Source organism: Neobacillus sp. BF23-41, assembly GCF_041106275.1.
This window is the reverse complement of sequence record NZ_JBGBPR010000014.1, coordinates 101104-126152: the sequence shown is the minus strand read 5'-3', so window position 1 is coordinate 126152 and position 25049 is coordinate 101104. Positions and strand designations below refer to the sequence as shown.

The following is a 25049-nucleotide window of genomic DNA, read 5'->3' as shown; positions in this document are numbered from 1 at the left end:
TGAAAATATGAGAGATGTAGCCATTGTTGGTATTGGCCAAACGAAACATTCAGGAAACAGAGAAGATACCTATCAGGAATTAATCTATGAAACCGCACAACTTGCACTGAAAGATGCAAATGCCAGCATCAAAGATATTGATGCTGGAGTGATCTCCATCGTGCCCGATGCATTTATCGGAACCGTCCATCCGGAGCGCTGGGTAGCGGATACCGTCGGCGCAAAAGGGAAGCCGTTTATGCGGGTAAACACGGGTGGGGCATCCGGTCTGTCTGCTGTACAGGTGGGATATTACCACATTGCATCAGGCTTAGCTGACACGGTATTGGTTCTCGGAGCTGACCGAATCGGTGAAAGCGGGGATGCGCAAACGATTTTAAATCGCATATGGGATCCTATTTATGAGCGTGCTATGCCTCTTAACACGATTACGATGCTTGCCTTCCAAGCGGTAAGGTTTATGGAAAAGTATGGAATGACAGAAAGGCATATGGCCATGGTTTCGGAAAAAAGTCATCGCAATGGAGTCCTGAATCCGAATGCCCATGTTCGCAAACAATTTACGATTGAGGAAATTTTGGAATCCAGGATGATTTCTTATCCGATCAAATTGCTGGATGCCTGTCCGAAATCGAGCGGTGGATGTGCTTTGCTTTTAACAGCTGCAGATCATGTGCATAAGTTTACGGATCGACCAGCCTGGATCCGAGGGATCGGACATTCTTCCGAAACGTATTTCATGGGCGATCGAGTGGGACCTAAGGTAGAAGGTGATCATGCAGATAGTCCAGCCCTGACAAAAGCGGCGTTCGATGCGTATAAGATGGCAGGAATTACCGATCCCATCGCCGAGATTGATGTGGCTGAATTATATGCTCCGTTTAGCAATATAGAGCTTCATGCCATTCAAGATGTGGGGCTAGTTGAAGAAGGGGAAATCCTTACCAAATTGGAAAACGGCCATTTCGAAATCGATGGAGGAATGCCGATCAATCCTTCTGGTGGCGTGATATGTGCCAACCCGATTGCTGCAACAGCGATGATCAGGGTAGCAGAGGCTGCATTACAGGTCACGAACCGAGCAGGAGCACATCAGGTGAAAGGGGCCAAAAAGGCACTCGCAACGGGAATCGGTGGAGACCATCAATTCTTTGGTGCTGTAGTGCTTGAGGGGACTTATTAATTTTCTCATTATTAAAAAATAAGTGAAAAACGAAAGGGGTAAACATGATGGAAAATTTAAAAATAATGGAAGAAAAATGGGATATTACCTATCAGCATTCGCTAGGGGAAACAGCCGCTCATTTCTATCAAACGATTATCGATCAAGAGAAAATTTTAGGTCGCAAGTGTGATTGTTGTAATCGTGTCCTTGTAGCACCTCGTGCTTATTGCGATCGTTGCTTTGAAAACACAAGCGACTGGGTTGAAGTTGGTTTAGAAGGAACGGTAGAGATGTTTACAGTCGTGTATCAAGGGTTTAAGGGACTTCCAGACCCACCCTATTGTATCGCCTATGTGACATTAGATGGTGCGGATACAGCGATCTTGAATTATATCAAAGGAATCGAGTGGACTCAGGATAACGTAGCTCAAAACATTAAAGTAGGTGATCGCGTAAAGGTCAAATTCAGCGACCGAAAAGAAGGAAGAATCACTGATTTTTGGTTTGAAAAAGTGAATGGTTAGGAGGAAAAAGTATTGAGACCCAAAAGCCGCACTTTATCAGGTTTACTAGACGAACTCGCAGAAAGATACGGAACAAAAGAAGCACTATTTTTTGAAGACCAGATGCTTACTTTTGCGGAATGGAAGAAAAAATCAGAACTTTTCGCTAATGGTCTTTACAGACTTGGTATTCGCAAGGGAGATCGGGTAGCCGTTTTGATTAGTAACCGTATAGAATGGTTTGTTGCGATGTTCGGTATAGCTAAAATCGGTGCAATTGGTGTGGCCGTCAACACTTGGTACAAAGCGGACGATATCGAATATGTACTAAGACAATCAGGGGCAAAAGTACTTGTGACGATGGATCGTTTCTTAAAGAACAATTACATCGCTCACTTGCAAATGATTGTTCCTCAGATCAACGATCCAAGTCGCAATCAAATGGAAGCTGACCATTTGCCGGACTTAAAGCAGATTGTTGTTCTGGGGGACGATGTCCCTCCTGCGGCCATAGCTTACAAAGAACTTTTGCACCAAGGTTTAGGTGTTAGAAATAACGTTCTCCAAGAACAGGCACCATTACCAAACGACATTATGTATATATTGTATACTTCCGGTTCGACAGCTATACCGAAAGGGGTTACCTTATTGCATGGTGATTTAATTGAAAATGGATACAACATTGGAGAACTCCAACATATTGATGAAGGAGATCGCCTATGGTTAGCTGTACCGCTGTTTTTCAGCTTTGCTTCAGGTAATGCAATCTTGGCATCGCTAACTCATGGTGCAGGAATCGTTATTCAAGAAAATTTTGATGCAAAAGTCGCCATGGAACTTATAGACAAGCATCGATGCACTATTTACTATGGAATGCCAGTCATGACACATGCCATCTCCAATCATCCAGATCGCCAAAAATATAACCTCACGACTTTGCAAAAAGGACTTACAATTGGTCCGAGTGATGTAATCAAAAAAACAGCTGAATTGGTTCCGAATATATCAAATGTATACGGATCAACAGAAACCTACGGAAATTGTTGTGTCAGTGACGGGCTTTACGATAGAGAAATTAGATTCGCTAGTCAGGGAAAACCGCTTCCTGGAGTTGATTTGAAAATTGTTGACCCAGATACGCGGATATCACTAAAGCCTGGTGAAGTCGGTGAAGTTTGTGTTAGAGGATATATCACTCCAGGGTATTATAAAGATGAAATTAATACAAACGCCGCAATAGATAAAGATGGGTATTATTTGAGTGGTGATGTCGGTTATGTAGACGAAAATGGTTATTTTTATTACGTTGGTAGAATTAAAGAGATGATTAAAACAGGAGGAATTAATGTTTCTCCATTGTCCATCCAGGAATGCTTGTTGACTCACCCTGCCATTAAGGAAGCTCATATAGTCGGTGTGGACGATTCGGTAAAAGGGGAAGTCATAGCAGCGATCCTTGAATTAAAAGAAGACAAAGTATTATCCGAAAACGAAGTGATCGAGTACTGCAAAGAGAAACTGCCAAGCTACAGTGTGCCGAGATATGTCCAATTTTGGAAAGGGGAAGAGTTTCCCTTAACAGATACCGGTAAAATGAATAAGCGACTAATTAAAGAAAAGGCAAACAGCCGTCTCGGGGTGAAGGGATAAAGATGATTATTGATATGCACATGCATATTTGGGCACCGGAATATATACCATCCAAAATGCGCTATAGTTGGGCACGTTTAGCAGCTAACCGAAAATTTCCTTTCCGCAATCCAGATGACATTTATCCCAAAGTCAGCGTCAATTATTCAGATCCACAAGGAACCTATACCATGGCTGAAATGGAACAGGCCGGGATTGATGTATCGGTTTCGATGCTGGTTGATTACAGTATTCTTTGTGGAGAGGAAGCAGAAGTTCCTCTTGTGAAGGTGATGGAAAGTTACAGCCAGCTCCAGGAAACCTATCAAAATCGCTTTTTTGCATTTGCTACCGTGGACCCTCGGCGAGAAAATGCGGTAGAAATATTGGAGTATGGCATTAAGGAGTTGGGCTTAAAGGGCTTAAAATTATATCCAGGAGCAGGATTCTATCCAGCAGATGAGGTTTGTTTACCTCTCTATGAAAAGTGTTTGGAATGGAATATACCGGTTACATATCATACATCAACGGTACAGGCACCGCTCATTCAACGCTACACCCATCCGATTTACATCAGTGATGTCCAGTCAAAATATCCGGATCTTCAAATTATTTTGGCCCATGCCGGAAAAGGACATTGGTGGGAAGATGCGGTATCCATAGCAGCCTCTCATCCCAATACGTACTTGGAGCTCTCGATGTGGTCAGAGATCGCTTTTAAGGATATGAAGGACTTTCATCACAAACTTGAGTTTATGCGTGACAATGTGGGAGCTCATAAGATTTTATTCGCGAGTGACAATTGTGCAGGTGCAGCTACAGAAGGAAATAAATCCTGGCTTCCACGTTGGGTGCAAGTATTTAAGGATCTTCCGGAAACTGCCAAAGAATGTGGAATCACTTTTACTCAAGATGAAGTTAACCTTATTTTAGGAGATAACGGAAGAAGATTACTAAATCTATAGGCAGGTGTGAGAGTGCTATCCCATGTAAAGGTTTTAGATTTCTCAACTACACTCTCAGGTCCCTATTGTACCATGCTGATGGCCCTTTTTGGGCGGATATCATTAAGGTAGAACGTCCTAGATCCGGAGATTCAATGCGTGAGATGGATCCTTGGATCTTTGAAAATATTAAATTCAATAAGCGGAGTATTGTTTTGGATTTAAAAAGTGAAAAAGATAGAGAAATCGTTTATTGCATGGTTAAACATGTGGAAGTGGTAATAGAAGGATTTCGTCCTTTAGTGGTTCAACGATTAGGTATAGATTATGAAACACTAAAAAAGATCAATCCAAACATTATTTATTGTTCCATCTCGGGATTTGGACAAACAGGACCCTAGCGGGATATTCCAGGTCATGATTTAAATTATATGGGGTTATCCGGAGCCTTGACCATGAGGGGCAGGGTGGTAGAAGATCCGGAATCTGGCCATGTACAAAAGATTCCCATCAGTGATTTTGGTCCAGGAATCTTAGCTGCTATGCTATTCTTGCTTGTTTAAACAACCCTATTCGAAAAGCAGCTTATATCGATCTTTCGATGACAGACCTTTTGTTTACTTGGACAGGATTAAAGGCCGGGCGATTTTACAACCAAGGGCTTCCCATCGATCCTGATTTGCTGGGAGAGCCTCATTATGGGGTTTTTAAAACAAAAGACCATAAATATGTCGCGTTGGGTGTAATCGAGGATCATTTTTGGGAGGAAATGTGTGAATATTTAGGATGGGATGATTTCCTGTGCGATTCTAACTTCAATACTTATCTGCAAAGATTTGAGAGACGTTCCGTTATATTGCCCCGATTGCGTGAAACGCTGTCCCGAATAGAACAAGACCAATTGGTTAATGATTTACTTTCCATGGGCGTTCCATGTTCTTGGGTGCATTCTGCCTGGGTCCAACCTGGTAGTCTTTCATTTGAATAGGTACGGCTATGTCGTAGCCCATTCGATCCGATGGCATTTCTGATTTACTTGAATTTGAATTTTGTTTCAACAGTAAATTTCTTGTTTGAATGTGAGGATCACTTACCATCTCTTTGAGATCCTTTACGGAAAAGTGGCTCTTGTTACAGGAGCAGCTCAAGGAATTGGAAAAAATGTTGCCGAGAAGTTAGCTTCACAGGGGGCCATTGTTGTAATCAATGATATTCTTTCGAATGGTAATCAAGCCTTACAAGCAAGCACAGATATCGTACAAAAGGGAGGGCAAGCATTTGCATACTGCCGATGTAACCAGGAAAGAGGAAGTAGAGGGAATGTTCGCTTGGATAAAAGATCGCTTTGAGCGTTTGGATATGTTAGTTAATAATGTAGGGGTTATACGAGATAAAACCATTACCAAAATGAATGAAGAGGACTGGGATGTAGTTGTTAATACCAATCTGAAATCCTGCTTTTTATGTTTTCAACAAGCGGCAAAGATGATGATAGAGCAATAACATGGACTGATGATCAACATCTCCTCTCGAGCATGGCTTGGCGGCTATGGACAAGCCAACTATTCATCCTCCAAGGGGGGAGTGATTAGCTTAACGCGCTCACTCGCCATTGAGCTTGCAAAGCATGACATTACTGTGAATGCCATCGCTCCCGGATTAATAGATACACCCATGTATCGTAGTTTTCGAGATGATGTAAAAGAGCGATTACTGCAAATGCAGCCCATGAAGCACATTGGTCAGCCAGAGGATATCTCTAACGGCGTACTTTTCTTTGCATCCGATCGTTCAGGGTATATTACTGGCCAAACCTTTTATATTTGTGGCGGAAAAAGCTTATATAGTAATTTTTAAAAATATAAAGTTTGGCAGATTCAATCTATATTTGAAAAAGATTTATTGGAAACGTTGAAGTGTGTATTCCACAACCACTAGAAAAGGGGTTATAAGAGATGAAAGGAAAAATCATCGATTCATTCGAGGAAGCGATTCAAGATATTCAAGATGGAGCCACGTTAATTGTGGGGGGATTCGGTTTGTGCGGAATTCCCGAAAAAGCAATCCTTGCTTTACGTGAGAAAGGAACCAAAGATCTGACCATTGTGAGCAATAACTGCGGAGTAGATGATTGGGGTCTTGGTCTTTTATTGGAAAATAGACAAATTAGGAAAATGATTTCTTCTTATGTTGGTGAAAACAAAATTTTTGAAAGTCAATTTTTAAGTGGTGAACTGGAAGTAGAGCTGGTTCCTCAGGGAACATTGGCTGAACGTATTCGAGCTGGTGGGGCAGGAATCCCCGGTTTCTATACCGCAACAGGAGTCGGAACTCCTATTGCGGAAGGGAAAGAACATAAAGAATTTAACGGACGAACGTATATTTTAGAAGAAGGGATTGTTGCTGATTTCTCTTTAGTGAAAGCGTGGAGGGCTGATCCATTAGGAAATCTTGTGTACAGTAAAACAGCTCGTAACTTTAATCCATTGGCAGCCATGGCAGGGAAAATTACCATTGCTGAAGTGGAGGAAATCGTTGAGATCGGAGAATTGAATCCGGATGAAATCCATACTCCTGGAGTTTATATTCAACGCCTTCTACTAGGAACAAACTATGATAAGAGAATCGAAAAACTCACCGTTTCGCGTGTCTAAATATTTGTCATTTTTTAAAAAATGGAGGTAGATGATATGAAAGATGTTAGATTAACCATCGTAAAACGTGCGGTTCAAGAGATAAAAAACGGAATGAACGTTAATTTGGGTATTGGAATGCCAACCCTTGTGGCTAATGAGATACCCCAAGAATACGATGTTCTCCTACAGTCAGAAAATGGTTTGTTAGGAATTGGCCCTTATCCGATATCAGGTGGGGAGGATCCAGATCTCATAAATGCAGGAAAAGAAACCGTGACAGCTGTACCCGGTGCTTCTTATTTTGATAGTGCAGAATCTTTTTCGATGATCCGCGGTGGGCATATTGATGTAGCAATTCTTGGAGGAATGGAAGTTTCCGAGAAAGGTGATTTGGCCAATTGGATGATCCCAGGAAAAATGGTTAAAGGAATGGGTGGGGCCATGGATCTTGTACAGGGGGCAAAAAGAGTGGTCGTCATCATGGAACACGTAAATAAGCAAGGAGAATCTAAAGTAAAAAAAGCATGTACACTTCCTTTAACCGGACAACAAGTGGTACATCGATTGATTACGGATTTGGCTGTATTCGATTTTACATCCGAAGGAATGGTTCTTGTTGAAACACAAGAGGGAGTTACGGTGAATGAAGTTAGTGAGAAAACGGAAGCTTCTTTTAAAATAGCATCTGAGTTGCTGATATCAAATAGATTCAATAATGAACTTGGTCATCGTTTATGAAGAATGGATGGCTATAAAAGATGCTCTGAAAGATAAAGATGAAATTTTCTCATAGGTGTGAATCCTATACTACAAGATAATACAAAATAGATTGTAAGTTAGGATATAGTGAGATGGAATATATTATAAAAAACTTAGATAAGAGGCACATCAATAGTCTATAGTGCTATGAAGGAACTGGATAGAGTAATAGAGGGTTAAATAAATTGAATAGTTAAATATTTATTTGGATCAATCTGTGGTAATCAGTTTTGGAATGTACTGAATTTAGGTTAGGTCATAAGATCTCTGATTCCATCTTGAGGGTCTTAATTATGAGAATAACTGGAGGATCAATGGATATTGTACAGGTTCACCACTGTTGTTCTTGTTAAACGTTTTTGGGTTGGAGATTTGAGTCTGAGGAAGGGGATGATGCCATTGATATTTTTGAGAGTCAGATTGGATCATATTCGAATGAAGAGATCGACAGTGGTGAAATTACCATATTTTGCCAGCTATGTAATCAAATGAATACTATAAAGGGATAAGATTAGAAATAAATGAAATTGTAGAGATAGAAAACATGGGATACGAGGAGAATTGTTCGTAAACTCCTTATATAAATAGCGGTAACCGAAATAAATACCTCTTATTTCTCTGAATTCATGAAGTGGTTATAGTGCTTGGGTATGATTCATACTATTCCGGCACTTAGTTCGAATGAAATTATGAATTATGGCTTAGGTCAATACGTTGATATTAAAGGAAAAATATTTCAACGGATTATTACCCTATTAGAACATCTTAGTTGCTCTCCGATCCCTGTTATGATTTCTTCTGAATCATGATTATAGACATAAAAATATTAGAGCCTAAATCAAATGAAAGGAAGGTTCGATGTATTTTATCATGTACAACCAAATGGAAGAAAGGATTTATCAAGATATCATTTACGGTTACACGGATAGTAAAAAACAAGCTGATTATCTATTGGAAAAATGTCAGAATTGTTAGTAGTCAAAAGACAAGTGCCAATCAAGTATGGATTACTTCACGAATATATACTATTTGTCTAAAAATTTTAGAAAATAAGAGGTTTTTCGATAACCGATGTTTTAATAGATAAACCTAATGATTGATAAATATCGCGAAATGTGCAATTTTTTGAAAGGACTTGAAACTATGTTCTTATATCAATATATATTATTGCAGGTACAAATTAAAAAATGTCGTGACAAGCTATACTCAACAGCAAAGAGTAAAGGTAATGTAAATGATCCCGAAGTCATAGAAGTGAGTCAGGAATTAGATAACTTAATCGTGTTATTACAAAAAATTATGATGAGTAAAAGGATATGTTAATTGCACAATCACATCCCATTTGTATAGAAATGTAAGAAATTAAAGATGATCGAATGCTGCTTGATTTACTTCCATGGGCATGGGAAAGATTTTGGAGTATATGACACTCCACTTTTCGCACTATTCTATCCGATTGAGGATACTTTTCTCCCAAATTAAAGACTTTATCTCATTCCAGGACATGTATTCCCATTGATAAGTGCTAATGAAGGGTTGTAGAAAGACACGGTATCACCGAGGGAGTCATAAGCTTTGTAAAAATTATGAACAGCGAGCCTGTCGCTTAATTATATGAAATATTAAATGATAGAGGTCACCTTGCGAGTTTTAATGAGCTTCAAAAACTAGCAGAATCACATAGAATTCAGCTCGTCGCCTTAATCCAGATTCTAGAACTCCACTTACATTTAAGAAATGAAAAATCTATCCTATGAAAGGAACAGATGTTGTAATGAGGAGAAATATCTGTGCGATGAAAGGTATAGTTATCAAGGGGAGGCAACTGGGTAGAACAATTGGATTCCCCACTGCGAATTTATCCTTGAATTCAGACGTTCTTTCAATAGAGCAAGGTGTATTTGGGGTACAAGTGTTTCGGGGAGCTAACCCATATTATGGAGTGATGAATGTGGGACGCAGACCTACCCTTGACGATGGCCTTCCTTTAACCTCCGAGGTTCACCTGCTAGATTTCAATGAAAATATCTACGGTGAGGAATTAGGAGTTGTGGTTTGTTTCCATATTCGGAAAGAAGAGAAGTTTAACAATCTGAATGAACTAAAACAGCAGATTGATAAGGATATAGCTTACTCTAGAGAGTACTTTGAGAAATATAAAATTATAGGGTGTTCAGTATGACAGAAATTAGCTTGGAGCAAGATTCACAGCAAGCTGTTCATTTGCCGGATTTGCACTTTGTTCAACTTTGCGAGAAAGAGTTTGGATTAAACAGAGGTATGTATAATACCATAGATTTTTGGTTTTTTGCTAAAGGAATCTCAGATATCCGATACCGAAGAGAACGAATCCTCCACTTTTTAAAATCCGTACCTGCTCTTAATCAAAAAGGAAAGATTAAATTTGGTCATGGAGGCCTCTCAGCCTGCCTAGCAGGATATTGGGATGGAGAAAACAACTTTTATGAAAAAAGGGGTGGATAGACTGTCACTTCTTCAGGTAATCCCAGTTATCATCGCACATCTAAATTCAGATAAAAGTTGATTGTTGGCATTGGCAACCAATGGAGCTTCATGAACTGGACTTAGCTGGGTGAATTTAAAGAAGGATTGTATTACCTCAACCCCTCTGTTGCTTGACCATGTTAATCGATGGGACGAAAGCGAAGGAAGTAGAAGAACAAGTCAAAAAAATGGATATTGCAGAGATTGTTGAACGTTCATTGGCTGGATAATAGTTAACAAGGGTTGCCCATATAGAGTTGGCACCCATTTATTACCAAAAAATAAGGAACGTGGTCATGTTGGTGTTAACTATTGATGAAAATTAATTATAGTGAACAAATATGAGAGAGTATAATCTCTCAAATAAATAAAAGGGAGCGGTAATAATGACAAAAGACATAAATCAACAACTATTTAAAGAGGTAATGGGCAGTTACCCGACAGGTGTAACAATCGTAACAGCGACAGATCATGATGGCAACCCAGTAGGATTAACTGTAAACTCGTTTGCTTCCGTTTCTTTGGATCCTCTTATGGTTCTTTGGTCAATTGACCATAACGTATCAACGATTAAAACGTTTACAGAACTAGGAAAATTCGCTATTCATATTCTTGCAGGGGATCAGCAAAAGCTTTGTAAGACATTCGCGAGCAAAAATATAGACCGCTTTAGTACATGCAAGTGGGAACTTTCCGAAAATCAATTACCGATTATTGAAGGTGCGTTTGCAGTCCTTGAGTGCGAAACACTTAAGACGGTCGAAGCAGGTGACCATACGATCTTAATTGGAGAAGTAACTAATATTCAAAAGGACGAAAAGGATCCGATGTTGTATCACCGCAGACAATTCGGACCAATTCCAGCTGAATTTTACCCGGAAACTAAATAAAAATAAAAGGGTTGAGTGAAACACTTAATCCCTTTTCCAAGGGGATATAAAAAGTGGTTGATTTTGGGAAAAAATAGTAATCTTTACTTTTGATGGACATACTCGTATTGGAGGTTTACTCAGGTGCTAGACATAAACTATGCTTTCCAGGCTCTTTAGAAAGTGGTGAAAGGAAAATTTGTTCAAATGAAATTGCTGAAGCGTATATGTTTATGTATTTGTTTTGTACTTACTTATTTCAGTAGTTTTATTTACTTCTAATAACGTTGCATACTCATCACTTACTTCTTTTATGACCAGTGATCCTAGCGAGCGTGTATCTCTTGGTAGTATTCGTTATATCTTTGCTATTGCTGCGGCAAAATTAATTACATCTTTTACAACTGTTCTTGTAGATACATTTGGCGGCGGACAAAGTGGTTGGACAATTACTGCGGCTATATATGAATTACTCTGCGCAATTCCTTTGATGGTTACTGGTTGGTTTACAAAAGAACGAAACGTTGCTAAAAAGGTTAGTGTAGAGCAAAAGACATCTTTTGGACCGATTCTTAAAGCATTGTTTTCAAATAAATACTTTATTTTAGCACTCCTTTTGTACCTGATAATGTTCTTAAGACAAACAACAACTAGTGTAAAAATATATTATGTTACTTATATTTTGGATAACCCTGATCTTATAGGAATCTTGAGTATTGCATCCATGTTACCAATAATTATTGGCTTGATGTTTGTACCTAAAATGGTAAAGAAATTTGGATTAAGAAAAAGTATTTTATCTGGACTAATTGTTACATTAATTGGTTTTCAATTATAAAGGATACTTTTATAAGATCTTTATGGATAGGTATCATGTAACACCAAAACAGTATCGAACAAATAATCAAAATGCATAAGCGTCAGCCGAAATGGGGTAAGACTAAATATATTGAAAAGGTTTAATATTCCACTATTTTGTAAAAATTTTAATCCATTATATTTAATCTACTACACTTTAACCGCACGGTGATTTTTTCACTCGTGCGGTTTTTTGATATTGCCTTCTTTCATTTATAACCTTTCACAATAATTAATTGGAATAATTTTGGTATTACTTTTTATATTCTTGTAGATAGTAATAAAAATTCTGATTTAATATTAAGGAGAAAAAATGACATCAGTACAATCATCTCCACCAATTAGTAAACAGCAACAATTAACAAAGAATGTTGATGTCAATTTAAAGCAATTAAAAGACGCATTGTTTCACTCTGACGAGATAAAAGAAAGAATTATTCATTTTAATGAACAGAAATTAGTCATCGTTTATTTAGACTCTATTGTGGATAAACGATCACTAGAAATCAATGTATTAGACCCGATAATTGATTTAGTTAAATTTGATTCAGTTACAATTGTAGATAATTTAATATCCTCCTTAATGTCATTGATTAAAGCAACTGAAATGAAGATTTCTAATAATTTACTTGATGTCGTGAATGGTGGCGTAGAAAATAATTCCAGGCCACCATTTTTTATATAACGGGCGTTAGCGTTCGTTAAAAAACAGCTCATCGCGCTATTGATTTTACTGGAGATAAGTACTTTAAGCACCCTTAATAGTCAAAAAATAGATGCATTATTAAATTTTATTCATTTTATTGTTTATATGCAATTGACGAAATGTGGCCTCTATGTGTAAAATACATATATAGAAATTTTGTTGAGTTGTAATCATGCAAGGCAACTCGAGCTATACCAATCCATGCTCGATCAATTTTTTAAAATGTTATTCTAGTTTTCTTGAGCTCTACATACCTCCGTTTCATAGGGAGGATAAAATAGAGAAATTTACAAAGTAAATGAGGAGGAACGAAGATGGTCCAAAAGATGATTCATCAAAAAGAAGAAGTCCTAAAAAAGGAAGTTAATAAAGTGGAGGTTCCAAAAGTAGAGGTTCCGAAAGCTGAGATTCCAAAAGTAGAGGAGCAAAATGAACCAAGCTATGTTACGGATTCATTTATTGAAACATTTTGGGATCAATTTGAAGGTGCCGTATCTCGTACTAGAGATTATAGAGAACAACGCCAAGAACTTTACTTACAGGCTATAAAAGAAACAACAAAGTTCAATGGAGTATACCTCAAAACGTTAAAGGGTCTTTTTGAGCAAACAACAAAATTAAATGGCGATTTGCGTAAAGGGTTATTCCAAAACAACATTTTTAAAACAAATGAATCTACTCATGAAGTGACTGAATCTTTAAAAAGTCATGTAAGTGAAGCAGCTAGTAAATTAGAGGAGCTTTCTTTAACTCCAATTAACTCAGCCTTTGATTTAATTGAAAAAACTGAGAAGCTTTTTGAACAAAATAGCGAGGCATTCATTGAATATACAAATGAAGCACTGAATGCTTGGGAAGCTGTCACAGACAACTATTTAAAACAAGCTAGAAAAACTCATCAAAATATTGCCCATCGATTGGAAGATAGCGTGCGTGTACTTGTTGCTCCAATGAAATAAGGTACATATCTAAAGGAAAACACATTCTTAATCGGATGAGCCCTTCTTTGTTAATAAATATCCTATATCGTACAAAAAAAGCAGCTTTACCTTCACGGCACGCTGCTTTTTTAATTTCTTAATTGCTGATGACATTTTACAACGGAGTATTCCCTCTTCATATTCTAACTTGAAAGAAGGTATTTGTAGTAAAGTGGAGTGAAACAAGTATGCATAACCTTAGCACTGAACAATTGCTAGAAGCATTTAATTCTGCTATTAAGTTAAATCTTTGCAAAGACTTTATTATACTCTTAGCTAATGAGTTAGATACACGTATTATTAATGAATCACCCAAAAATGATTATAGAAAAATTTTAAATCAGTATAATCTATCAGATTAGAATTTGAAGTTAGTACAATATTTTTTCTTGTATATAAGTTTAATGTTTTTCAGTCATAGATTACTCGTACCGTAAGAAGTATCTTTAGTCCTTCAGATAAATGTATTCTTTATTCAGAGATCTTCCAAGAATAAGTTGGGTTTTACCATATAGAATTAAAATTCAGCATTCTATTAAAAATGGAGGAATTTTTATGAATGAACAAGAAAAAACTATATTTATGAGTGAACAAGAAAAAGCTTTACTATTTAAAACTTCTATCATTTTAAGAAAAGATACAAGCACTATGAGTTTAAACGATATTATAGAAGAACTTGTTAATGTTATAGAATCAAAAAAAAATGACAGATGGCCAAATCAAGAATAGAAATTGAGCAAGCGAGACTATTAACCTTACAATTGAAATGAAGCAATATTAGGTTATAACAGCCCCATCCATTTAAACTTGGATGGGTATTTTTCGTTATCTAGGATTTGAATTTCCGTAGTTAATTGGAAGAACTATTTCCCAAACATGCTCCCATTATTTGAAGGAACGTTGATTGAGATTAGGTTACCATTAGCCAGTTAGATTATTAATATAATCATTCTATTGAGAGGTGGCAATTTTAGTGAATGATCAAGAAAAAACATTAATGTATAAAACTTCTTTCATTTTAGGTAAAGATACAAGAATGATGAATTTAAATGATATTATCGACGAACTTGTCCGAATTATTGAATTATAGACGAAAGATGACAGAGGTTCATTTAGGTTCTTGGAAGATAAAGGGTGAAGAAGTGTTTTATACGTATAAGGAGTTAGCGGATGAACTAATTCCATACGTGCTAGAGCATAACTTCCCACACACATTGAACTGCCTCTTCTCGAACATCCATATGATTGTTCTTGGGGATATCAAGGAACAGGATACTTTTCGCCGACAAGTCGATATGGCATTCCGCACTATTTTTTATCATGGCTACAATCCGCTAAGAAATACAACGAATTCTATGAGAACCTACTGGCGGACTAAATTTGAAGGCCAAAAGCGTGAATTTTTTCCATTCTGTTCGGTTCTCATTTAACTACCGATGATAAGATTTGATAATTGTGCGGTTATTTAAGAATCGAAAAATTGGCGGTAAAATGGTAAGGATGCTAATTAATCTTAGTGATTGAACGGCAACAACAAAGGTAGTGTCGGCATGGAGGGCAATAGCGGTGGTTGCCATCTCAGCCACCCCTCCTGGTGCAAAGGCAAGCATGCAGGTTACAAAAGAAATATGGGTCATTTCAGATATTAGAAAAGAGAGGACCAATATAGAAACAATTATGCAAAGAGAAGTAAGCAGACCAACTATAATTGCTTGGCCTAATCCTTTGAACATAGAAAAATTCACCCTCGAACCAATATTGGTGCCAATTAAAACTTGGGCGAAGATAATAATTTCTTGTGGCCAGTAAATGGAGCCAACACTGTCACCAATAATAAAGAGTGGGCAAATTAAATGAATAATACCAGCTCCAAGCATACTACCCACAAGCCAGGGAGCAGGCATTTTTATTTTTTTTCCTACTTTAGCACCCAAGTATGCTCCAATAATTATTATTCCTGTATTAAGTAAGGCGTTAGATGAAAGTTGGCCTTGCGTGCTGTTTGTAGAAATCATGACAGAGTGGGAATTAACTACTTGAGATATAATTGGTATTAAACTTACGACAAGTAACACACGTATTGTTTGAATAATACTTACGATCAATGCATTGGCCCCAATTTCGTCTGCAATTGTTGGCATAGCAGAAATACCACCGGGGGTAGTGCCAAAAAGGCTGGTCATCATATTTACGTTATTGAACCGCCCTAACATGAGACCTGAGAGAATTGCAATGGTAATGGAAGAAATAAGCATGATAATAATAATTAAGAAATAATCTTCCAATGTATCCATAATCGATAAATTAAATGTTTGGCTTAATTGAATACCTAAAATCAATTGTCCAAATTGAGGCCAAAATGGGTGTAATCCATTTTTATCTCTTTGGAATTGTAATCCTTTCAAATGCAAACTGGCTAGGATGCTTGCTAGAAATAAACTTCCCAACATCCATGCCATTGGGATTCCAGAAAAAGATAGAGTAATGCCACCAAACGCACTGAGCAGAATATAGAGAATGTTTTGTTTTAATGTTTGTAGTTTTTGCATGATGAATTATCTACATCCTTTTGTTGAATTTACTAATTGTTTAATCTTTCCAAAATAATGTTTTTTAGTCAAAATAAATGAAAGTTAAAAAAGCCAGACCCCATAATAGTAGGGGACTGGCTTTCCATGTGTACTGAGTTTGCTTTAAAGAATTACAAATAAATAGAATAAGCCGGCCAACACTATTCGGTAATATGCAAAAACTGTTAGACCAATTTTTTCTATTAATTTAAGGAACACGACTGCTACAAACATTGCTACGACAAATGCAGTGATAAAACCGATAGCGAACAAGGGTATGTCGCTTGCATGTAAAAAATGCAAGCTCTTAATAAAATCCAAACCTGTTGCGCCCACCATAATAGGAAGTGCAATTAAAAAGGAAAATTCGGCTGCAGTTTTATGATTTGCTCCAGCTAGTAATCCACCTGATATTGTCGACCCGGCACGAGAAAAACCAGGTATCACTGCTAAGCATTGAAATAGTCCAATGGTTAAAGCTTGCTTGTAACTCAATTCATCAACAGTGGTAGAATTGAAATTTCCATGTTTTTTTTCTGCAAAAATCATCAAAATCGCTCCCGCAACTAGACTGATTACTACAACTTTGGGAGAAAAAAGTTGGGTTTTTATAAAGTCATGTAACAATAGCCCTGCTACTGCAGCAGGTATAACACCTAAAATAATGTGGATGGCATCTAACTTTTTTACTGGTTTTCCAATTGTGCTAAAGTTTAAAAGAGAAAGGTATCTTTTCCAATACAATACTAAGATAGCAAGCATGGAGCCAAGTTGTATAATTACTTCAAAGGTATTTGCCTTTTGCCCTGTAAACCCTAACAAGCTTCCCACTAAAATCAAGTGACCTGTAGATGATACAGGCAAAAATTCTGTAAATCCCTCTACAATTCCTAAAATAAAGGCGATGATATGTTCGTTCATTGATTTTCCTTCTTCCCTTCATTTGTTTCTTAGTTTTCTTTCAAGAAGATACTGCTCCTTTTCTAAGAGAATACAAAAATTTGATTCTATGTATAAGGAAGTATAGTATCAAAAGTTTATTTATTTCAAGTTCAAACAAAAAAATTACATAAGTTTAACATTACCCCTGATCAAGATAAACAGGAAGGCGAAAATGGTCAAAATGACGATAATGAAGTCCAAGATCATCAAAAACAAGATAACGATAAGGAAGTAGCTGACGATAGTGTTAAACAAAGTCAGAATGAAAAAAGCGACAATGATAAAGAAGTTGCAGATGACGTAGTTCAAACAAATCAAAAATGAAGTGAAAATTGACCAATGCGCCTAAAGTTTTGGTTTGCTTAAACTACGAACCAACTCATTTGGTTTTTTTATGACTTGTATTGGGCAGTTTGTTCTAGTAATTAAGAAAGTGTAATTAGAATCAAGGCCAAAAACAACTCATTAAGATGAACTGTTTTTGACCAATCATTATGATTTACCACATATTTTTATGGTTGTTGATGAAGTGAAGTCCTAGATTTAATCTTATCTTTGTAGACCAGGGTATTGCCAGATTCCTGAGGTTCTAAAAAGGTCCCGATAAATCACAAGCTTTTCATCATTAGGTACTTTTTGGGCTTCAGCAAGAGAAGGATAATCCAAATAGACCATATTAGTAAAATTTCTGTCAGTTTTTTTGCCATTCATTTTATCATAAAAGTCACTGGCTTCTTTAAAAACACTTAAAGCTCTTCTCATATGGCTGGCACTGGTGACGAGAGTAACATCCTTTAATTTCTCTTTTTCAAGAATAGCAGTTGAGAATAATCCATTTTCTACTGTATCTGTAGAATTATTTTCAAGGATGATTCTTTCTTTTGCAACTCCTTGTGAAATGAGCCACTTGCTCATGGCATCCGCTTCTGTAATCCCTTGTTTTGGAACTCCGCCAGATACTATGATTTTTGAGTTTGGATATTTATTCGCAATCGCAAGTCCGGCTTTTAATCGCTCAATGAGTGGTGGTTTCATGGATGCATCTTCCCCAAGAGCGTATCCCAATATGACGATGGCATGATCTTTTGATGGCAGGTTTGCTGGAACATCAACATTAAATTTTTCTTTCATCGTATTTTCAGTTCGCTTAATTTTTTGAACGTATTCCTTTGCTTTATTCGAATCGATTCTTATTAACTTTGAAATGGAACGATTATACGTTTTTTCGTCTCCATTTATACGAGAGTAGACCCCATAAACTAGATTGGTATTAAAATGATTCGGGTCTAAATTTAATATTTGTTTATAAGTTAGAAAAGCTTCCGGAAGCTTTTTCTGAATAATTTGTGTAGATGCTAATGAAAATTTCAAATCAATGCTGTAAGGATCCAGTAACGTTGCTTGGATAAATGCATTTTCAACAACATCATATTTACCCTTTAAGGTAATACCCTTAAATATTTCTGTTTCAGCTTTCTTAATGTCTCCACCATGCCAATAATAGTACATTGAGATATCCTCAAGCTGCTTGATTCGATATGACGTGGCTTCATCATGTTTTAATGAACTAATATTTGGGGGCTCTTGTGTGGTACCATTTGTTGCATATGCAGTTGTAAATGTTAAAGAACTCAAAACAATTGCTAGTGACAAACAGATTGCTTTTTTCAAACATATCATTGTTGCCTTCCTACTTTCAGTTTAAAATTAAATTTCTCCTTTCTAATGTTTCAAAAATAAGAATCTTTTATTCCAATAAATAAATAACAATATAAGAACATGTAAAAACAGGCCAAGAGTTTGACCTGTTTTTTTCAGCTAAGGTTCCTCCTACCAATCCCCAAAAAGGTGCCCCGATATGGAAGAGCAAAATTCCAGAAATAGTAATCAAAAATGAAAATACAGCACCTGTTTTAAAACGCGCTGAATAGCATATCTTCAAAGAGTCAGTTAGGACATTAATCATGGCCAGCCCACCCAGCATTTTAATCAATGAGGAAGGACTTAAAAATTTGCCGTGAATAAATTATAACTTTTCTTATCAACTTAAGAAATAAACAAATTAGAGAAGTAGGTGTAATAGGTGTCGCGGAACTATTATCAGTTATTCACCATAATTTCTTTAGGCATGGTCTTTTTACTAATGATGTCATCCTGCAGTCATTCACAAAGAAAAAATGGTAGTCTAAATAGTGTTCGAGAAAATACTTACAGTCTCGAAAAGCCATCGCCAGTGAAAATGCAGGATTTTCATCCAGGTTACTCAGAAACGAACGACCAGAGAGTTCAGGGACATAATACTAATAAAATCTCTCGTGAAGTTTTAGGCTTTTACACAGAACAGGAAGGCAGTTTTCCCGGTTCTCAGCCTACATTTAACTCGCAATTCAACAATATAAGCATCATTGCACCCTTTTGGTACAAGCTTGATGATAAACGTCCAGGCAGTCTGATAGATTCCGTTACAGCAGCTCAAAAGAAAAAGGTTATTCTAAGCGCTCATGAAAAACAGGTGAAGGTATATCTAGTTGTTCACAACCTCTTTTATGAAACCACGGAGAAGGGCAAGCAAGTAGCGAGTAATGTACTCGATAACGATAAAAACCGAAGTGTTTTCATTCAAAATTTACGAAATGAAATAAATCAGTTCAGTTATGACGGAATTAATATAGACATGGAAAATTTGTATTTGACAGACCGAGATTCTTTTAGTCTAATGATTAAAAAATTGTCTGATACACTGCATCGTGATGGGAAAGTAGTGACGGTTTCCGTCCCGGCAAACACAGGTGATTCGCGTGCTAATCCCTGGTCACCGTGGTTTGATTACGCAAAACTTGGTCTATTTGCAGATCGATTAATGATTATGACCTACGATGAACACAACGCAAACACAACACCCGGGTCAACGGCGTCGGCTGATTGGACAGAAGCAACGATTCGTTATGCTTTGAATAAAGGAGTCCCAAAATCAAAAATTTTACTCGGTATCGCTGGTTATGGATGGGACTGGGACAAAACAGCTAATAAAGCTTTATATAGCTCCTATGCACTGTTAATGGAGCATAAAACAAAATATAAAGCTGAAATTTTGTGGGACCCTCGTACGCAAACACCTCATTACAATTATGTAGATCAAAAAAAACATATCCACGAGGCTTGGTTTGAGAATAGTGACAGTCTGCAGTCTAAACTAAACCTTGTAGAAAAATATAACTTACAAGGAATCGGCATTTGGCGACTCGGCTTAGAAGACCCTATGTACTGGAAGGCCATACCCGAGACAATAAAAGTAAAAAAATGATGATCTTGAATGAATTTTCCCTACAGAATGTAAGACATATAAAAAAGCAGATCCAATTGATCTGCTCAGATTGTCGAGAAAGGTTCATTTCTCGGCAATTTTTCATTTTGTCTGATCCAAAATCTCGATTTTTATTTATTGATTATCCCTGCTAACTGGCCTGGAGCGCAAATCAACAGACAAGTTGAAAATCCTATATATTAAAATTATTTTAACAAAGGTCCTATATTACTATTAAAATAGTAGCTGAGGTAGAAAGAAATGGTAAATATGGCTTTCGAAGTTTTTTCGTAATCGGGATACTATAAAAATATAATTACAGCATATTAATGTCCATATGAATACTATTTATCAATATAAAGGTAGGATGTAAAAGGAAATAATGATACCACTGGATGAAATAGTTCTTAAAAGGGAGTGATAGTAAAATGCTTTATATAAGGAACATTGAAAAGATCATAAATGATACATTAGATAAGCATAATTTAAATATTGACTATGAATTTAACAATAATCTCACTGTACCTATGAGTTATAACGTATCGACAAATACTATAAAATTTAATTATCTACAAGTTAACGGTTATATCAACAAAATTAGAATTAAAGAGATAGATGAAAACTTTGTTAGAATTATTCTTTATCATGTGATTGGGTATTACTTGGATTTTAAAAAAAACAAACATGATCTTAGGATTCTAATGTATGGTGAAGATGAAGAAATAGAGAAGCTTAAATCTGAAATTGAAACGAATGCTTGGGAATACGGGAGAACATTGGTACCGGAACAACTGTTACAGTCATATGATAAAGTACGTGAATTAGATAAAACTTTAATAAAGGGCCAATTAACCAATATGTAATCATCTTTTTTACTTATGGGGTTTTGTCAGGAAAACTTCTTTTCCGTCGTTAATCAACTATCTTAGCAGTTTAAAATATATTACTCGTGAGGTGGAAAAAAATGAAGGCGGATGCTGTTTTTGAAGGTGGTGGGGCTAGGGGAATTGCTTTTATTGGAGCGATTCAAGCAATGGAAGAGGAAAAAGTAGAATGGCAAAGATTAGCTGGAACATCAGCAGGAGCTGTAATCGCTGCTCTTTTGGCAAGCGGCTACAAAAGCTATGAAATTAGAGATCATTTGAGCAAACTAGATTTTTCAAAGCTACGAGGTAGATCGTACTTGAATCGAATTCCGATTTTTGGTACCTTATTAGAACTAATGATTCATCTTGGAATTTATAAAAACGATTACTTGGAAATCTGGATGGATTCACTTCTTATAGAAAAAGGAATTAAGACATTTGCGGATCTTCCAGAGGAAAAATTGAAGATCATCGCTTCTGATGTTACGAATGGCCAAATGCTTGTTTTGCCAGATGATTTGGATCGTTATGGGATGACTCCTGCTGATTTTAAGGTTTCAACCGCAGTTATGATGAGTGCCTCTCTCCCATTTTTCTTCCGTCCGGTTATTTGGAAATCAAAAGACAGTAAAAAGTCCTACATTTTAGATGGTGGTTTACTTAGTAACTTTCCAATATGGATATTTGATACGGAAAACCCTCGGTTTCCAACGTTCGGCTTCCGTTTTGTGAAAGATAAAGTTAACATAGATCCAGTAATACCAACGCCCCTCCACCTTTTTAAAAATATATTTAAAACGATGATTCAAGCCCATGATCTACTACATTTGAATAAAGAGACGATTGAACGTACCATTCAAATTCCAACTGGTGACATCAACGCTACTGATTTTGAATTGGATACGGCTGAAATCGATTTTCTCTATATGTCAGGCTATTCTTCTACAAAAGAATTTTTATCGAAGTGGGATTTTGAACAATATAAGGTTAAAAGAATGCAAAGATTAAAGAATAAGTAGCTGAAAAGGCCATTTCTCGAACTTTATTTAGAAAATAGATTAAAAGTGAATGTAATCAGGTGCACAATAGCAAGAGCACCTAATAGATTCGTACCGATATAGAGTAGAACGTCCATTAGTTTCCTCCTCAATTTTTTACACTTCAATACTTAAATCATTATAAACAAGGTATATTGAAAAAGTTGTCGATATTCCTCATTTTAAATGAACTGTTAACTTCTTTTAATAAAAGAAAAAAATTTTCATTGTTTGACTTATGTTTGTAAAAAAGGCCATGCTATTCTGAACTGCCCTGTAAATGTTAGACACTAAACTAACATTTACGGGGCAGTTCATTCTAAGCACGGCTTTTCTCATTTCCACCATTTCCACCATTTCCTTTGCTCGGCGACTGCGATTTGCTTTCTGGTTTCTTCCTCAATCATTTTACTTCGTTCCTTTTCCAATTGCTCCATACGTTCAACATACTTCAAAATTAGATTAATCTTTTCTTCTAGCTGAGCTTCTCGTACTGCCTTCTCCTTCAAATGTTTGATTAAATCTAAGTTTACTTGCTCCAAATGTTCTATACGATCCAATAACTCATTAGTGTTAGTATTCTGCTCAGTATCGCCATCATTAGTTGTCTGTAACGGCACTTCTTCCAAAAGTGTTACCGTTTTATTTTCTTCAGAGATCCATGTCATCACTGCTTCGGCTGAATGGTCCATCGTCATACCTTCTTGCTTACTGAATTCGATTAATTTACGGAATGCGATAACATCTTTTTCAAAATAGGTTCTATGTCCTCTGTTATTACGCTGAACTTGATACCCATGTCCTTCCAAGAGAGTGGCATACTTCCGTAATGTATTGCCATCAATTCCAAGCAATTCCTGTACGTTACTAGGTGAATATATTATCGTCATAACACTACACCTCCAATTTAACACTTCTATAAAACGCTGAGAATTCCTTTTTTTATTAGAATTTTTCTGAATGAAGTATAGGTAATGCACTATATGGAAGGAAATGGCTATAATAGTGATGAAGAAAGGAGATTAATAGATTAAATTGAAATTTTTGGAATTTAAACCAGTATGTCATTGGTCATAAGTAGCAAATCAGAGGAATAAACATCAAAATAGTGTGGGTATTTCTTATTGGGAGGAATAAACATGAATGATGTCTTTGCGAGAACAGCAAGATTTGAACATCGTTTTTGGCTCCAAATATTAGGTGATCATTCAAGGTTTATTTTCGAAGCCCTTGCACCCGTTCAAAAAGCGGAAATTGAAAAGGCAGCATCTTTTATTCGAGTTTTTGACAAGCTTCTGGATCGTGCAAATTCCTCAGATTTAGTGACATTAACAATCGAAGCTGAAACAGAGGTTATAAGATTACGGGAATTTAAATTGGACTTATTAAGAAAACATCTGATTGGGAAAATAAAAATTCACCTTTCGCCAACCTTTATCAATCATATGGTCAATGAATTAGAGGAATACTTAAGAATTTTAATACACCTAAAAGCAGGGGAAGTTCCACCTGTTTACCATGAACTACATCATCATCTTTTATGGTTATTAGATGCTTCGGGTCATTCTGAGGCAATTTTCTCTAATTTAGATAGTGTTGAAAAGAAGCTCATAGAGAAAAGTAATACATTTAGGAAGAATTTTGAAGACTTTTACCTTAAAGCAGTCGAACTAGCAGGATATTTAAGAACTAATTTAACTTCGTTTCCTGCTTTGGAAAGAATGAATTTAGAAAGCCAATTGGAAATAAAGTTATTTCAAAATTTTCTACATGAAATAGAAGAACTCAGACTAAGTAAGCAAGCATTAGGAACATTCGCCCCCCTAATGGCGGATCATATGTACCGTGAAGAATGTTATTATCTTATGAAATTAGCAGAATCGGCAAATCTTGACTCACCGAATTGTAATCCTGCAAAACCTCGACGTATGGAGTGAGTTCACAAAACTGCCAAAAATAATAACTAATAAAAGGTGAGGGGGAGTTTAAGCAAACACCCCTTTTTGCTGTTATGGAGATATCTGGATCATATAAAAAAACTTCCTTATTTTCCAAGAACATTGGACAGGGTTATTTCCATATTCTATTGTATCAATACTTGAGGGTGTTCATTATGAGTATCAAAAGGGAAATACAAACACAACCACAACCAATGATCGGTCAAGCATGGACTGGTAGACATGTGATCTTGCTTCACTGTACAAATAATAATCAATTTATTAATCTTTATAAAAGTTTCCATGCTCCGATTGAGCCTCCACGTCACAATTGTGCGGAAACTTTGTCGCAATTACTAAGTATCGGCTATCGTATAATCGCGGTTACTCCCATCTCAGCAAATCATATTCAATATTTTTTGGTACTAGGAGATTAAAGATGCAGAATCAAGGATTACGATAAAAATGAACCCAATCCTTTGCAGTGGGTTCATTTTTTGTTACTCCATTAATCTAGATTTTCCGAAATTAATTATTGACAAAGTAATTGAATACTACTAAAATTAGAAATTATTTAACAATAATTTAGTTTGTGAGATAAGATGTTTTAATGCATAACTTTTTTAGCGGGGGATTTTGAACCATTTGTTCTTCTACATAAATTAAATACTAAGCAAGCTATGATTGCTATGGATCAAACTATAGCAGGAGCAGCTTCTGGAGAGACCGCAGGAAATCTGCGGCGCCGAAGGGTTCACAATCTCAGGCAAAAGGACAGAAGAGTACGAGTTTTATTTGTTATTCTAACAAAAGAGTAATGGATATTATTTGTTATTCTT

Annotated in this window: 26 protein-coding genes, 3 pseudogenes and 1 riboswitch; of the genes and pseudogenes, 24 read left to right on the top strand and 5 right to left on the bottom strand. The window is 36.5% G+C overall.

The window, feature by feature from the left end:
- Positions 1 to 7 precede the first annotated feature (7 nt).
- The 19 genes and pseudogenes from AB7942_RS20325 to AB7942_RS20235 all read left to right on the top strand — a co-directional run.
- On the top strand, positions 8 to 1183 hold the full coding sequence (locus tag AB7942_RS20325; RefSeq protein WP_369448280.1) for a thiolase family protein: 1176 nt from the start codon (positions 8 to 10) through the stop codon (positions 1181 to 1183).
- A 44-nt stretch (positions 1184 to 1227) separates the two neighbouring features.
- Positions 1228 to 1689 carry a Zn-ribbon domain-containing OB-fold protein gene (locus AB7942_RS20320; RefSeq protein ID WP_369448279.1) on the top strand — a complete coding sequence of 154 codons (462 nt, stop codon included), beginning with the start codon at positions 1228 to 1230 and terminating at the stop codon, positions 1687 to 1689.
- Between the two features lie 12 nt (positions 1690 to 1701).
- Positions 1702 to 3318, top strand: a complete 1617-nt coding sequence (locus AB7942_RS20315; protein WP_369448278.1) for an AMP-binding protein — start codon at positions 1702 to 1704, stop codon at positions 3316 to 3318.
- A gap of 2 nt (positions 3319 to 3320) precedes the next feature.
- Positions 3321 to 4262, top strand: a complete 942-nt coding sequence (locus AB7942_RS20310) for an amidohydrolase family protein (protein WP_369448277.1) — start codon at positions 3321 to 3323, stop codon at positions 4260 to 4262.
- 65 nt (positions 4263 to 4327) lie between these two features.
- Entirely contained in the window at positions 4328 to 4642 is a 315-nt protein-coding gene (locus AB7942_RS20305; protein ID WP_483310891.1) for a CoA transferase, read from the top strand.
- 146 nt (positions 4643 to 4788) lie between these two features.
- A complete protein-coding gene (locus tag AB7942_RS20300; RefSeq protein ID WP_369448300.1) occupies positions 4789 to 5229 on the top strand; it encodes a CoA transferase in 441 nt (146 codons plus the stop codon).
- A gap of 218 nt (positions 5230 to 5447) precedes the next feature.
- A pseudogene (locus AB7942_RS20295) lies at positions 5448 to 6098 on the top strand (SDR family oxidoreductase).
- Positions 6099 to 6196: 98 nt separating this feature from the next.
- Positions 6197 to 6895 carry a CoA transferase subunit A gene (locus tag AB7942_RS20290; RefSeq protein WP_369448275.1) on the top strand — a complete coding sequence of 233 codons (699 nt, stop codon included), beginning with the start codon at positions 6197 to 6199 and terminating at the stop codon, positions 6893 to 6895.
- A 36-nt stretch (positions 6896 to 6931) separates the two neighbouring features.
- Positions 6932 to 7615 carry a 3-oxoacid CoA-transferase subunit B gene (locus AB7942_RS20285; protein ID WP_369448274.1) on the top strand — a complete coding sequence of 228 codons (684 nt, stop codon included), beginning with the start codon at positions 6932 to 6934 and terminating at the stop codon, positions 7613 to 7615.
- A 1113-nt stretch (positions 7616 to 8728) separates the two neighbouring features.
- Complete coding sequence (locus AB7942_RS20280) at positions 8729 to 8959, top strand: Spo0E family sporulation regulatory protein-aspartic acid phosphatase (RefSeq protein WP_369448273.1); 231 nt, start codon at positions 8729 to 8731, stop codon at positions 8957 to 8959.
- A 430-nt stretch (positions 8960 to 9389) separates the two neighbouring features.
- On the top strand, positions 9390 to 9818 hold the full coding sequence (locus AB7942_RS20275) for a riboflavin kinase (protein ID WP_369448272.1): 429 nt from the start codon (positions 9390 to 9392) through the stop codon (positions 9816 to 9818).
- The gene (locus tag AB7942_RS20270; protein WP_369448271.1) at positions 9815 to 10120 is read left to right on the top strand and encodes a hypothetical protein; all 306 of its coding nucleotides are present in this window, start codon (positions 9815 to 9817) and stop codon (positions 10118 to 10120) included. The genes AB7942_RS20275 and AB7942_RS20270 overlap by 4 nt, the downstream gene beginning before the upstream one ends.
- 407 nt (positions 10121 to 10527) lie before the next feature.
- A complete protein-coding gene (locus AB7942_RS20265; protein ID WP_369448270.1) occupies positions 10528 to 11031 on the top strand; it encodes a flavin reductase family protein in 504 nt (167 codons plus the stop codon).
- A 220-nt stretch (positions 11032 to 11251) separates the two neighbouring features.
- Positions 11252 to 11848: pseudogene (locus tag AB7942_RS20260) on the top strand (MFS transporter); the annotation flags it as partial.
- 333 nt (positions 11849 to 12181) lie between these two features.
- Complete coding sequence (locus tag AB7942_RS20255; RefSeq protein WP_369448269.1) at positions 12182 to 12553, top strand: hypothetical protein; 372 nt, start codon at positions 12182 to 12184, stop codon at positions 12551 to 12553.
- 347 nt (positions 12554 to 12900) lie between these two features.
- Entirely contained in the window at positions 12901 to 13533 is a 633-nt protein-coding gene (locus AB7942_RS20250) for a hypothetical protein (RefSeq protein WP_369448268.1), read from the top strand.
- 209 nt (positions 13534 to 13742) lie between these two features.
- The gene (gene sda / locus AB7942_RS20245) at positions 13743 to 13916 is read left to right on the top strand and encodes a sporulation histidine kinase inhibitor Sda (RefSeq protein WP_369448267.1); all 174 of its coding nucleotides are present in this window, start codon (positions 13743 to 13745) and stop codon (positions 13914 to 13916) included.
- 193 nt (positions 13917 to 14109) lie between these two features.
- Positions 14110 to 14283, top strand: coding sequence for a hypothetical protein (locus AB7942_RS20240; protein ID WP_369448266.1), 174 nt, complete (start codon positions 14110 to 14112; stop codon positions 14281 to 14283).
- A gap of 374 nt (positions 14284 to 14657) precedes the next feature.
- Positions 14658 to 14875, top strand: a pseudogene (locus tag AB7942_RS20235) (1,4-alpha-glucan branching enzyme); the annotation flags it as partial.
- A gap of 109 nt (positions 14876 to 14984) precedes the next feature.
- Here AB7942_RS20235 and AB7942_RS20230 read toward each other — a convergent pair.
- The 4 genes from AB7942_RS20230 to AB7942_RS20215 form a co-directional block, all read right to left on the bottom strand.
- Entirely contained in the window at positions 14985 to 16103 is a 1119-nt protein-coding gene (locus AB7942_RS20230) for an AbrB family transcriptional regulator (protein WP_369448265.1), read from the bottom strand.
- Between the two features lie 144 nt (positions 16104 to 16247).
- The gene (gene bacA / locus AB7942_RS20225) at positions 16248 to 17045 is read right to left on the bottom strand and encodes an undecaprenyl-diphosphate phosphatase (RefSeq protein WP_369448264.1); all 798 of its coding nucleotides are present in this window, start codon (positions 17043 to 17045) and stop codon (positions 16248 to 16250) included.
- Between the two features lie 570 nt (positions 17046 to 17615).
- Positions 17616 to 18746 carry an ElyC/SanA/YdcF family protein gene (locus AB7942_RS20220; RefSeq protein WP_369448263.1) on the bottom strand — a complete coding sequence of 377 codons (1131 nt, stop codon included), beginning with the start codon at positions 18744 to 18746 and terminating at the stop codon, positions 17616 to 17618.
- A 67-nt stretch (positions 18747 to 18813) separates the two neighbouring features.
- The gene (locus AB7942_RS20215; RefSeq protein WP_369448262.1) at positions 18814 to 19059 is read right to left on the bottom strand and encodes a benzoate/H(+) symporter BenE family transporter; all 246 of its coding nucleotides are present in this window, start codon (positions 19057 to 19059) and stop codon (positions 18814 to 18816) included.
- Between the two features lie 90 nt (positions 19060 to 19149).
- Between AB7942_RS20215 and AB7942_RS20210 the strand changes: the two genes are divergently transcribed.
- The 3 genes from AB7942_RS20210 to AB7942_RS20200 all read left to right on the top strand — a co-directional run bounded on the left by AB7942_RS20210 (position 19150) and on the right by AB7942_RS20200 (position 22255).
- A complete protein-coding gene (locus AB7942_RS20210; protein ID WP_369448261.1) occupies positions 19150 to 20370 on the top strand; it encodes a glycosyl hydrolase family 18 protein in 1221 nt (406 codons plus the stop codon).
- A 428-nt stretch (positions 20371 to 20798) separates the two neighbouring features.
- A complete protein-coding gene (locus tag AB7942_RS20205) occupies positions 20799 to 21233 on the top strand; it encodes a hypothetical protein (protein ID WP_088086715.1) in 435 nt (144 codons plus the stop codon).
- Between the two features lie 101 nt (positions 21234 to 21334).
- Positions 21335 to 22255 carry a patatin-like phospholipase family protein gene (locus AB7942_RS20200; protein ID WP_369448260.1) on the top strand — a complete coding sequence of 307 codons (921 nt, stop codon included), beginning with the start codon at positions 21335 to 21337 and terminating at the stop codon, positions 22253 to 22255.
- A 353-nt stretch (positions 22256 to 22608) separates the two neighbouring features.
- Here the strand turns inward: AB7942_RS20200 and AB7942_RS20195 are convergent, their stop codons facing one another.
- Positions 22609 to 23163 (bottom strand): hypothetical protein, encoded by a 555-nt coding sequence (locus tag AB7942_RS20195; RefSeq protein ID WP_369448259.1) that lies wholly within the window; start codon positions 23161 to 23163, stop codon positions 22609 to 22611.
- 249 nt (positions 23164 to 23412) lie between these two features.
- Between AB7942_RS20195 and AB7942_RS20190 the strand changes: the two genes are divergently transcribed.
- Positions 23413 to 24210 carry a DUF2935 domain-containing protein gene (locus AB7942_RS20190; protein ID WP_369448258.1) on the top strand — a complete coding sequence of 266 codons (798 nt, stop codon included), beginning with the start codon at positions 23413 to 23415 and terminating at the stop codon, positions 24208 to 24210.
- A 176-nt stretch (positions 24211 to 24386) separates the two neighbouring features.
- Positions 24387 to 24647, top strand: a complete 261-nt coding sequence (locus tag AB7942_RS20185; RefSeq protein WP_369448257.1) for a hypothetical protein — start codon at positions 24387 to 24389, stop codon at positions 24645 to 24647.
- Positions 24648 to 24917: 270 nt separating this feature from the next.
- Positions 24918 to 24998: riboswitch (glycine riboswitch) on the top strand.
- Positions 24999 to 25049 lie beyond the last annotated feature (51 nt).

Bases quoted from the DNA above. Each gene is read 5' to 3' on its own strand.
- AB7942_RS20325 (WP_369448280.1), top strand. From the start codon at position 8: ATGAGAGATGTAGCCATTGTTGGTATTGGCCAAACGAAACATTCAGGA.
- AB7942_RS20205 (WP_088086715.1), top strand. From the start codon at position 20,799: ATGCTTTATATAAGGAACATTGAAAAGATCATAAATGATACATTAGAT.
- AB7942_RS20320 (WP_369448279.1), top strand. From the start codon at position 1,228: ATGATGGAAAATTTAAAAATAATGGAAGAAAAATGGGATATTACCTAT.
- AB7942_RS20230 (WP_369448265.1), bottom strand. From the start codon at position 16,103: ATGCAAAAACTACAAACATTAAAACAAAACATTCTCTATATTCTGCTC.
- AB7942_RS20190 (WP_369448258.1), top strand. From the start codon at position 23,413: ATGAATGATGTCTTTGCGAGAACAGCAAGATTTGAACATCGTTTTTGG.
- AB7942_RS20200 (WP_369448260.1), top strand. From the start codon at position 21,335: ATGAAGGCGGATGCTGTTTTTGAAGGTGGTGGGGCTAGGGGAATTGCT.
- AB7942_RS20185 (WP_369448257.1), top strand. From the start codon at position 24,387: ATGAGTATCAAAAGGGAAATACAAACACAACCACAACCAATGATCGGT.
- bacA (WP_369448264.1), bottom strand. From the start codon at position 17,045: ATGAACGAACATATCATCGCCTTTATTTTAGGAATTGTAGAGGGATTT.
- sda (WP_369448267.1), top strand. From the start codon at position 13,743: ATGCATAACCTTAGCACTGAACAATTGCTAGAAGCATTTAATTCTGCT.
- AB7942_RS20255 (WP_369448269.1), top strand. From the start codon at position 12,182: ATGACATCAGTACAATCATCTCCACCAATTAGTAAACAGCAACAATTA.
- AB7942_RS20310 (WP_369448277.1), top strand. From the start codon at position 3,321: ATGATTATTGATATGCACATGCATATTTGGGCACCGGAATATATACCA.
- AB7942_RS20275 (WP_369448272.1), top strand. From the start codon at position 9,390: ATGAAAGGAACAGATGTTGTAATGAGGAGAAATATCTGTGCGATGAAA.
- AB7942_RS20270 (WP_369448271.1), top strand. From the start codon at position 9,815: ATGACAGAAATTAGCTTGGAGCAAGATTCACAGCAAGCTGTTCATTTG.
- AB7942_RS20280 (WP_369448273.1), top strand. From the start codon at position 8,729: ATGATTGATAAATATCGCGAAATGTGCAATTTTTTGAAAGGACTTGAA.
- AB7942_RS20240 (WP_369448266.1), top strand. From the start codon at position 14,110: ATGAATGAACAAGAAAAAACTATATTTATGAGTGAACAAGAAAAAGCT.
- AB7942_RS20220 (WP_369448263.1), bottom strand. From the start codon at position 18,746: ATGATATGTTTGAAAAAAGCAATCTGTTTGTCACTAGCAATTGTTTTG.
- AB7942_RS20265 (WP_369448270.1), top strand. From the start codon at position 10,528: ATGACAAAAGACATAAATCAACAACTATTTAAAGAGGTAATGGGCAGT.
- AB7942_RS20290 (WP_369448275.1), top strand. From the start codon at position 6,197: ATGAAAGGAAAAATCATCGATTCATTCGAGGAAGCGATTCAAGATATT.
- AB7942_RS20285 (WP_369448274.1), top strand. From the start codon at position 6,932: ATGAAAGATGTTAGATTAACCATCGTAAAACGTGCGGTTCAAGAGATA.
- AB7942_RS20195 (WP_369448259.1), bottom strand. From the start codon at position 23,163: ATGACGATAATATATTCACCTAGTAACGTACAGGAATTGCTTGGAATT.
- AB7942_RS20250 (WP_369448268.1), top strand. From the start codon at position 12,901: ATGATTCATCAAAAAGAAGAAGTCCTAAAAAAGGAAGTTAATAAAGTG.